The organism is Thauera phenylacetica B4P, assembly GCF_000310225.1.
In the GTDB taxonomy this organism is placed as follows: domain Bacteria; phylum Pseudomonadota; class Gammaproteobacteria; order Burkholderiales; family Rhodocyclaceae; genus Thauera; species Thauera phenylacetica.
In genome coordinates this window covers 1-9,586 of the sequence record NZ_AMXF01000156.1, presented here as the reverse complement: position 1 = coordinate 9,586, position 9,586 = coordinate 1, and the positions used below count along the sequence as shown (strand labels likewise).

Annotated in this window: 8 protein-coding genes; 7 read left to right on the top strand and 1 reads right to left on the bottom strand. The window is 69.8% G+C overall.

All coding sequences use genetic code 11. The features are described 5' to 3' along the window. A partial coding sequence (locus C667_RS16285; RefSeq protein ID WP_004369900.1) for a UvrD-helicase domain-containing protein occupies positions 1-2,081 on the bottom strand: 2,081 nt, incomplete at its 3' end. Between the two features lie 340 nt (positions 2,082-2,421). Here C667_RS16285 and C667_RS16280 point away from each other — a divergent pair. The 7 genes from C667_RS16280 to C667_RS16250 form a co-directional block, all read left to right on the top strand. Next, positions 2,422-2,751 (top strand): hypothetical protein, encoded by a 330-nt coding sequence (locus C667_RS16280; protein ID WP_004369898.1) that lies wholly within the window; start codon positions 2,422-2,424, stop codon positions 2,749-2,751. 235 nt (positions 2,752-2,986) lie between these two features. After that, complete coding sequence (leuS, locus tag C667_RS16275) at positions 2,987-5,614, top strand: leucine--tRNA ligase (protein ID WP_004369897.1); 2,628 nt, start codon at positions 2,987-2,989, stop codon at positions 5,612-5,614. Positions 5,615-5,625: 11 nt separating this feature from the next. Further along, on the top strand, positions 5,626-6,153 hold the full coding sequence (locus C667_RS16270; protein WP_004369895.1) for an LPS-assembly lipoprotein LptE: 528 nt from the start codon (positions 5,626-5,628) through the stop codon (positions 6,151-6,153). Positions 6,154-6,172: 19 nt separating this feature from the next. Beyond that, the gene (holA, locus tag C667_RS16265) at positions 6,173-7,183 is read left to right on the top strand and encodes a DNA polymerase III subunit delta (RefSeq protein WP_004369893.1); all 1,011 of its coding nucleotides are present in this window, start codon (positions 6,173-6,175) and stop codon (positions 7,181-7,183) included. Positions 7,184-7,351: 168 nt separating this feature from the next. After that, positions 7,352-8,629: a glutamate-5-semialdehyde dehydrogenase gene (locus tag C667_RS16260; protein WP_004369891.1), complete on the top strand. Its 1,278-nt coding sequence runs from the start codon at positions 7,352-7,354 to the stop codon at positions 8,627-8,629. Between the two features lie 31 nt (positions 8,630-8,660). Beyond that, positions 8,661-9,245, top strand: coding sequence for a chalcone isomerase family protein (locus tag C667_RS16255; RefSeq protein ID WP_004369890.1), 585 nt, complete (start codon positions 8,661-8,663; stop codon positions 9,243-9,245). After that, the coding region (locus C667_RS16250) for a methylated-DNA--[protein]-cysteine S-methyltransferase (protein ID WP_004369888.1) at positions 9,242-9,586 on the top strand (345 nt) is incomplete at its 3' end. The genes C667_RS16255 and C667_RS16250, both read left to right, overlap by 4 nt.

Below are 9,586 nucleotides of genomic sequence, written 5' to 3'. Positions count from 1 at the left end.
CCGGGCAGCGTGGCGAAGGCCGGGCGCGGCGCGCGCGGCACCTGCGCCGTGCCGCCCGCGGCGGACTTGGGCGAGGACTTGAAGTAGCCCCCGCCCATGCCGCCCATCGCGCCGCCGGCCGCCGCGCGCGGGCTGGGCGGGGTCAGCCACTTGGTCAGCCCCGAGGGGACCTCCTCCAGGAAGCGCGAGCGCAGGTTGTAGCGCGTCTGCCCGTGCAGCATGCGGCTCTGCGCGAAGCTCAGGTACAGGCGCTCGCGCGCCCGCGTCACCGCGACGTACATCAAGCGGCGCTCCTCCTCCAGCCCGTCCTGCTCGAGGATGCTGTTCTCGTGCGGGAACAGCCCCTCCTCCAGCCCGGACAGGAAGACCACGTCGAACTCCAGGCCCTTGGCGGCGTGCACGGTCATCAGCTGCACCGCGTCCGCGCCCTGGTCGGCCTGGTGGTCGCCCGCCTCCAGCGAGGCGTGGGCGAGGAAGTCCGCCAGCAGCGCGTGCGGTTGCGCCAGCGCCTCGCCGGCGCCGGAATGGACCTGGGCCTCGGCGAGGAAGTTGGCCGCGGCGTTGATGAGCTCGTCGAGGTTCTCCAGGCGCTCGCGGCCTTCCTTGTCGGCCTTGTAGTGCGCGCGCAGGCCGCTCAGGTCGAGCACGTGGTCGACCAGTTCGGGCAATGGCAGGCCGGCGGTGTCGCGGCGCAGGTCCTCGACCAGGCGCACGAAAACCGCGAGCGCGCTGCCGGGCTTGCCGGACAGATGCGGCACGGTGGCGTAGAGGCTGGTGTTGTACGTGCGCGCGGCGTCGGTCAGCACCTCCAGCGAGCGCGCGCCGATGCCGCGGGTCGGAAAGTTCACCACGCGCGCAAACGAGGTGTCGTCGTCCGGGTTGGCGATCAGGCGCAGGTAGGCGAGCGCGTGCTTGATCTCCTGGCGCTCGAAGAAGCGCAGCCCGCCATACACGCGGTAGGGAATGCCGGCCGCGAAGAGCTGGTGCTCGAGCACGCGCGACTGCGCGTTGGAGCGGTAGAGCAGCGCGATCTCGCTGCGCAGCGCGCCGTCGCGCACCAGGGCCTGGATCTCCTCGACGATCCAGCGCGCCTCGTCGGCGTCCGCATAGGCCTCGAAGACGCGGATCGGCTCGCCCGCGCCCTGGTCGGTCCACAGGTTCTTGCCGAGGCGGTTGCTGTTATGAAGGATGATCGCGTTGGCGGCGTCGAGGATGTTGGCGTGCGAGCGGTAGTTCTGCTCCAGGCGGATCACGTTGTTCACCCGGAACTCGCGCTCGAAGTCGCGCATGTTGCCGACCTCGGCGCCGCGGAAGCGGTAGATGCTCTGGTCGTCGTCGCCGACGCAGAACATCGCCGCGCCGCCCTCGCGGCCCTCGTCGGCGAAGAGCTTGAGCCAGCGGTACTGCAGGCGGTTGGTGTCCTGGAACTCGTCGACCAGGATGTGACGGAAGCGACGCTGGTAGTGCCGGCGCAGCGGCTCGTTGCGCTCGAGCAGCTCGTAGCTGCGCAGCAGCAACTCCGCAAAATCCACAACAGACTCGCGCTGGCACTGCGCCTCATACTCCTGGTAAAGCTGCACGCGCAGGCGGGTGTAGTCGTCCCAGGCCTCGACCGCATGCGGGCGGTTGCCGGCTTCCTTCTGGCCATTGATGAAGTGCTGGAGCTCGCGCGGCGGGAATTTCTCGTCGTCGACGTTCAAGGTCTTCAGCAGGCGCTTGATCGCCGCGAGCTGGTCGGACGAGTCGAGGATCTGGAACAGCTGCGGCAACCCGGCGTCGCGGTGGTGGGCGCGCAGCAGGCGGTTGGAGAGGCCGTGGAAGGTGCCGACCCACATGCCGCGGGTGCTCACCGGCAGCATCGCGCCGAGGCGGGCGAGCATTTCCTTGGCGGCTTTGTTGGTGAATGTAACCGCGAGGATGCCGGCCGGATCGACCTGGCCGGACTGGATCAGCCAGGCGATGCGGGTGGTGAGCACCCGCGTCTTGCCCGATCCGGCCCCGGCCAGGATCAGGGCGTGTTGCGCGGGCAGGCTCACCGCCTGCAGTTGTTCGGGGTTCAGGTTGCTCAGCAGGGTGGACATCGCGTTTCCTCTTCGAGCCGGCATTGTATCGGCCCGTGGGGACGAGGCCGACACGACGGACCGGGCGAACCGGAGAGAAAGGAAGACAACATGATGTTGCGCCGCAACAACATCGTGCTTGCAGCTTTCCGGGATTGCGCTAAATTGCAGTTGTGCACTGCACCAAATCGATCGGTTTCCAGGAACCTTTTCACGGAACAACCGGTCGGAATTGTGCAGAATCAAGGAACTAAACCGGGCGCTCCCTTAATATTGCGCCACAACATTTTTTGATAAGGCCACCGCCCAGAAAGCGGTTGCCGAAACAAGGGCCACACCCGGCCCCGATGGAGAACGCATCATGAAAACGCCCAAGCTGCTGCCCTGGTATGCCCGCAAAGCGGGCGTCTCGATCGAGCGCGCCGAAACCCTGTGGCGCAAGGCCGTACGCGAAGCGACCGCCGAAACCGGCTGGGTCGGCAACGCCGAGTACTGGGGCGCGGCCATGGACCACCTCGTGCGCCTGCTCGAAGAAGAGCGCATCACCCTGTGCGCCCCGCGCGTGCAATCCTACGTCCGTACCCAGAACCGCATGTGGCGGCTACCGCTGATCGCCATGGAAGACCTGTTCTCGGCCTTCCACACGAGCTGGCAGCGCCAGCACGGCGCCGACCACCGACGCGCGGCCTGAGCGCCACCGTCCCCCGAATCCCTCGCGCCGCTCCGGCGGCGCGACCACGCTTGCTTGTCTCCCTCCCTCCTTCAATGGAGATTCGGCGCTCTGCTCACGCGGAGCGCCATTTTTTTGCCTGCGCCGGGCACGCCTGCGTGCGATTGCCCGGCCGCGCCAGGCATCGGCAGCGCCCGGCTCCGCGCTTCACGGTATACTGGCGTGTTTTCAACGTCATCCAGCCCGCGCGCCCGCCATGCAGGAAAAATACCAGCCCGCCGCCCTCGAGACGGCCGCCCAGCAGCACTGGGACTCCACCGACGCCTTCCGCGTGACCGAGGACGCGAGCCGTCCGAAGTACTACTGCCTGTCGATGTTCCCCTACCCCTCGGGCAAGCTGCACATGGGGCACGTGCGCAACTACACCATCGGCGACGTGCTCGCGCGCTTCCACCGCATGAAGGGCTTCAACGTGCTGCAGCCCATGGGCTGGGACGCCTTCGGCATGCCGGCCGAGAACGCCGCGATCCAGAACAACGTGCCGCCGGCGAAGTGGACCTACGCCAACATCGACTACATGAAGGCGCAACTCAAGCGCCTCGGCTTCGCCATCGACTGGTCGCGCGAGCTCGCCACCTGCACCCCCGAGTACTACCGCTGGGAGCAGTGGCTGTTCACCCGCCTGTTCGAGAAGGGCCTGATCTACAAGCGCCTCGGCACCGTCAACTGGGACCCGGTGGACGAGACCGTGCTCGCCAACGAGCAGGTCATCGACGGCCGCGGCTGGCGCTCGGGCGCGCTCGTCGAGAAGCGCGAGATCCCCATGTACTACATGAAGATCACCGCCTACGCCGACGAGCTGCTGAGTGCGCTGGACGACCTGCCGGACTGGCCCGAGCAGGTCAAGCTGATGCAGAAGAACTGGATCGGGCGCTCGGAAGGCGTGGAGATCAGCTTTCCCTTCGATGTCTCCAGCATCGGCCACGAGGGCGCGCTGAAGGTGTTCACCACCCGCGCCGACACGCTGATGGGCGCCACCTACGTCGCCGTGGCCGCCGAGCACCCGCTCGCCACCCAGGCCGCGGCCAGCAACCCGGCGCTCGCCGAGTTCATCGAGGAATGCAAGCGCGGCGGCGTCGCCGAGGCCGACATCGCCACGATGGAAAAGAAGGGCATGGCCACCGGCCTCAAGGTACGCCATCCGCTCAGCGACGAGCCGCTGGACGTGTGGGTCGCCAACTACGTGCTGATGGGCTACGGCGAAGGCGCCGTGATGGCGGTGCCGGCGCACGACGAGCGCGACTTCGCCTTCGCCAACAAATACGAACTGCCGATCCGCATGGTGGTCGGCTCGGAGGCCTACGCCGACACCGTCGCCCCCTGGCAGGACGCCTACGCCGACTACGGCCGCCTGGTGAATTCCGGCAAGTACGACGGCCTCGACTTCCAGGGCGCGGTCGATGCGATCGCCGCCGACCTCGCCGCGAGAGGCCTGGGCGCCAAGCGCGTGCAGTACCGCCTGCGCGACTGGGGCATCTCGCGCCAGCGCTACTGGGGCTGCCCGATCCCGATGATCCACTGCGCCGACTGCGGCGACGTGCCGGTGCCGGACGAGCAGCTGCCGGTGGTGCTGCCCGAGAACGTGGAGATCACCGGCCGCGGCTCGCCGCTGGCCAAGATGGCTTCGTTCTACGAATGCTCGTGCCCCAAGTGCGGCAAGCCGGCCAAGCGCGAGACCGACACGATGGACACCTTCGTCGAGTCGTCGTGGTATTTCCTGCGCTACGCCTGCGCCGACAGCACGACCGCGATGGTGGACGAGCGCGTCAACTACTGGGCGCCGGTCGACCAGTACATCGGCGGCATCGAGCACGCCATCCTGCACCTGCTGTACTCGCGCTTCTTCACCCGCGCGATGCGCGACTGCGGGCTGGTGAATGTCTCCGAGCCCTTCAGCGCGCTGCTCACGCAGGGCATGGTGGTGGCCGAGACCTATTACCGCGAGCTCGACGGCGGCAAGAAGCAGTGGATCAACCCGGCCGACGTGGTGGTCGAGCGTGACGAGAAGGGCCGCATCGTCGCCGCGAAGCTGGAAGCGGACGGCCTGCCGGTGGTCATCGGCGGCACCGAGAAGATGTCGAAGTCGAAGAACAACGGCGTCGACCCGCAGTCGCTGGTGGACCAGTACGGCGCCGACACCGCGCGCCTGTTCATGATGTTCGCCGCGCCGCCCGACCAGCAGCTCGAGTGGTCCGACGCTGGCGTCGAGGGCGCCTCGCGCTTCCTGCGCCGGGTATGGAACTACGGCCACGCCTTCGCCACCGCCACCCGCGGCGCGCTGCCCGCCGAGCGCAAGCTCGCCGCCAATGCGCTGCCCGCTGCGGCCGCCGACGTGCGCCGCGAGGTGCACACCCACCTCAAGCAGGCGAGCTACGACTTCGGTAAGCACCAGTTCAACACCGTCGTGTCGGCGGCGATGAAGATCCTCAACGCGCTCGAGAAGGCGCACAAGGATCTGGCCGGCGCCGAGCCAGCCGCGCATGCCGAAGTGGCCGAGGAAGGCTTCTCCATCCTGCTGCGCCTCTTGTCGCCGATCACCCCGCACATCTGCCACGCGCTGTGGCAGGACTGCGGCTTCGGCGCCGACATCCTGGCGGCGCAGTGGCCGGAGGTCGCCGAGGCGGCGCTCGAGCGCGACGAGATCGAGCTGATGCTGCAGGTCAACGGCAAGCTGCGCGGCAGCATCAAGGTGGCCGCCGACGCGCCCAAGGCCGACATCGAGGCGCTGGCGCTGGCCTCGGAAGCGGCGCAGAAGTTCATGGAGGGCAAGCCGGCGAAGAAGGTCGTCGTCGTGCCCGGCCGCCTGGTCAACATCGTCGCGTGAGGACGTCCGGCATGCGCGCTCCTGGTTCCGTCACCGCCAACGCGCGGCGGCGACTGCTCGGCGGCGCACTCGCCGCCGCGGCCGTGCTGCTGTCGGGTTGCGGCTTCCACCTGCGCGGCCCGCAGGCGCTCGACTTCGAGACCGTACACATCAACATCCCGGAGCAGACCGAGTTCGGCGCCCAGCTGCGTCGCCTCATCGCGACCACCGGCACCACCCGGGTGGAGGAGGACGCGGCCAAGGCCGAGGCGCGCCTGCAGGTCCTCTCCAACGACCGCGGCCGCGAGATCCTCAGCCTCACCGGCGCGGGCAATGTGCGCGAATACCAGCTCGTGCAGTCGCTGCGCTTCCAGCTGCTCGACCGCGCCGGCAAGGTGCTGATCCCGCCCACCAGCCTGTCGGCGCGGCGCGAATACACCTTCGACGACAGCCAGGTCCTCGGCAAGGAGCAGGAAGAGGCGCTGCTCTACCGCGACATGCAGAATGATCTGGTGCAGCAGCTGATGCGCCGGCTCGGCGCCGCCCGCCGCAGCAGCTGAACCCGGCGCGCCGTCCCGCGTGAACCTGCGTCCCGACCAGCTTGCCGCCCAGCTCGAGCGCCCGCTCGCGCCGCTCTGGCTGCTGCACGGCAACGAGCCGCTGCTGGTGCTCGAGGCCGCCGACGCGATCCGCGCCGCGGCACGCCGCCAGGGCTTTGATGAGCGCGAGACCCTCGTCGTCGGCCACGGCTTCAAGTGGGACGCGCTCACCCTCGCCGCGGGCAACCTGTCGCTCTTCGGCGGCGCCAAGCTGATCGACCTGCGCATTCCCACCGGCAAGCCCGGCCGCGACGGCGGCGACGCGCTGCAGCGCTACATCGCCCACCTGCCGTCACAGACGCTGACCCTGGTCACCCTGCCCGAGGTCGACTGGGCGACGCGCAAGACCGCATGGTTCAAGGCGCTCGCCGACGCCGCGACGACGCTGGAGCTCGACGCCCCCGAGCGCGAGCGCCTGCCCGAGTGGGTCGCGCACCGGCTCGCCGCGCAGAAGCAGTCCGCCCCGCGCGAGGCGCTCGCCTTCATCGCCGATCACGTCGAGGGCAACCTGCTCGCCGCGCACCAGGAGATCCTCAAGCTCGGCCTGCTGCACGGCGAGGGCGCGCTGACGCTCGAGCAGGTGCAGGACGCGGTGCTCGACGTCGCGCGCTACGACATCGACAAGCTGCGCCAGGCCGTCATCGAGGGCGACCCGGCGCGCTGTGCCCGCCTGCTCGAGGGCCTCGAGGGCGAGGGCGCCGCCCCGCCGCTGGTGCTGTGGGCGCTCGCCCACGAGACGCGCAGCCTCGCCACGCTGTGCGCCGGGCGCGACGCAGGCCAGCCCCTGGCCACGCTGTTCAAGGCCGAGCGCATCTTCGACCCGCGCCGCCAGCAGGCGATGACGCGCGCGCTCGGGCGCCTCGGCCAGGGCAAGCTGCGCGCCGCCCTGATGCACGCCGCACGCATCGACCGCATGATCAAGGGCCTCGCCAGCGGCGACCTGTGGGACGAGTTCCTTCAGCTCGCCCTGCGCCTCGCGCGCCACGGCTAAATCACGCCCCACTGGTACGCCCTCACTCGCGTTCCCACTCGCACCCCCTCGCACTGCACTCGCGACGCACCCGCGCCAGGCTTCATCCGCATCCGGTTCGATGCTTTAATGCCGGCTTGCCCCGCGGCGATCCCGAACGCCGCGACCGACGCCGAAGAAGAGCCCCCCATGGACATCCAGCACTACATGCAGACCCTGGGCCGCCAGGCCCGCGCCGCCTCGCGCGTGCTCGCCGCCGCCTCCACCGCGGCCAAGAACGCCGCCCTGATCGCGATGGCCGCCGAGATCCGCGCGCACGGCGCAGAATTGCTCGCCGCCAACGCCTGCGACCTCGAGGAGGCGCGCGCCGCCGGCCTGGAGCCGGCGCTGATCGACCGCCTGACGCTGGACGAGAAAGGCGTCGAGGCCATGGCCGCCGGCCTCGAGCAGGTCGCCGCCCTGCCCGACCCGGTGGGCGAGATGAGCGACATCAAGCGCCGCCCCTCCGGCATCGCGCTCGGCAAGATGCGCGTCCCGCTGGGCGTGATCGGCATCATCTACGAGGCCCGCCCCAACGTCACCGCCGACGCCGCGGCGCTGTGCCTCAAGTCGGGCAACGCCGCGATCCTGCGCGGCGGCAAGGAGGCGATCCAGGCCAACCGCGCGATCGCCGCCTGCGTGCGCGCGGGCCTCGTCCAGGCCGGCCTGCCCGAGCACGCCGTGCAGGTCGTCGAGACCACCGACCGCGAGGCCGTGGGCGCGCTGATCACCATGCCCGAGTACGTGGACGTGATCGTGCCGCGCGGCGGCAAGGGCCTGATCGAGCGCATCTCGAAGGACGCGCGCGTGCCGGTGATCAAGCACCTCGACGGCAACTGCCACGTCTACATCGACGATGAAGCCGACCCCGCCAAGGTCGTGCCCATCGTCGAGAACGCCAAGACCCAGCGCTACGGCACCTGCAACACCGCCGAATCGCTGCTCGTCGCGCGCGACGTCGCCGACATCTACCTGCCCGAGATCGCCCGCATGCTCGCCGCCAAGGGCGTGGAGATGCGCTGCTGCGCCGAGTCGCTCGCCCTGCTGCGTGAGGCCGGCATCGCCGAAGCCAGGCTGGTGGTGGCGACCGAGGCCGACTGGCACGAGGAGTACCTCGCCCCCATCCTCGCGGTGAAGATCGTCGCCGGCCTCGACGAGGCGATCGAACACATCAACGGCTTCAGCTCGGGCCACACCGAAGCGATCGTCACCGAGAACTACTCCCACGCCATGCGCTTCCTGCGCGAGGTAGATTCGTCCTCGGTGATGATCAATGCCTCCACCCGCTTCGCCGACGGCTTCGAGTACGGCCTCGGCGCGGAGATCGGCATCTCCACCGACAAGATCCACGCCCGCGGCCCGGTCGGCCTGGAGGGCCTGACCAGCCAGAAATGGATCGTGTTCGGCAACGGCGAAGTGCGCCGCTGACACCGCCGGCCAGACCCACACAAGGAAGCTCATGAGCACCCGCATCCTCCGCAGCCTGATCGCCGCCGCCCTGCTCTCGGCCGGCCTCGCCCAGGCCGCCATCACCGTCGGCAACGTCGACTTCGCCACGCGGCAGACCGTGCAGCAGCGCGCGCTCGAGCTCAACGGCGCCGGCCTGCGCACCCGGCTGGGCTTCAAGGTCTATGCGATGGGCCTTTACCTGCGCGCCCCGCTCGCCGAGGCCGGCGCGATCCTCGCCGACAAGGGCGAGAAGCGCATCCGCATCGTGCCGATCCGTGACCTCGAGGCGAAGCAGTTCGGCGACGCCCTGCAGGCCGGCCTCGAGAAGAACCACGACGCCGCCGCGCTCGCCGCGCTCAAGCCCGCCACCGACACGCTGCTCGCGGCGCTGGCCGCGGTCGGCGAGGTCAAGGCCGGCACCGAGATCGTGCTCGATCGCCTCGGCAGCGGCGCGACCCGCTTGCTGGTCGATGCGAAGCAGCACGGCGAGGACATCGCCGACGTCGCCTTCTACCCCGCGCTGCTGCGCATCTGGCTGGGCGAGCGCCCGGCCGACAGCGAGCTTCGCGAGGCGCTGCTCAAGAAGCCGCAGTGAGCCAGACGTCCGTCACGACGACGGGCGGCGCGGACCCGTCGGCCTTCGACGCGATCATCGCGCTGCCCTTCGGCCCCTTCGGCATCCGCGCGCACGACGGGCAGGTGCAGGAGCTCGTCTTCCTGCCCCCGGGCACGCCGCTGCACGACCCGCGCAACGCCACCGCCGGCGCGGCCGCGCACGCGCTGCGCGCCTGGATCGAGGACCCCGACCAGCCCTTCCCGGTGGCGCTCGCGCCCTGCGGCACGCCCTTCCGCCGCCGCGTGTGGGCGGCCATCGCAGCCATCCCGCGCGGGCGCACGGCGACCTACGGCGAGCTCGCCGCGGGCCTGGGCAGCGCG

Coding starts and splice junctions, on each gene's coding strand:
- C667_RS16280 (WP_004369898.1), top strand. CDS start 2,422: ATGAAAACGCCCAAGCTGCTGCCCTGGTATGCCCGCAAAGCGGGCGTC.
- leuS (WP_004369897.1), top strand. CDS start 2,987: ATGCAGGAAAAATACCAGCCCGCCGCCCTCGAGACGGCCGCCCAGCAG.
- C667_RS16270 (WP_004369895.1), top strand. CDS start 5,626: ATGCGCGCTCCTGGTTCCGTCACCGCCAACGCGCGGCGGCGACTGCTC.
- C667_RS16260 (WP_004369891.1), top strand. CDS start 7,352: ATGGACATCCAGCACTACATGCAGACCCTGGGCCGCCAGGCCCGCGCC.
- C667_RS16255 (WP_004369890.1), top strand. CDS start 8,661: ATGAGCACCCGCATCCTCCGCAGCCTGATCGCCGCCGCCCTGCTCTCG.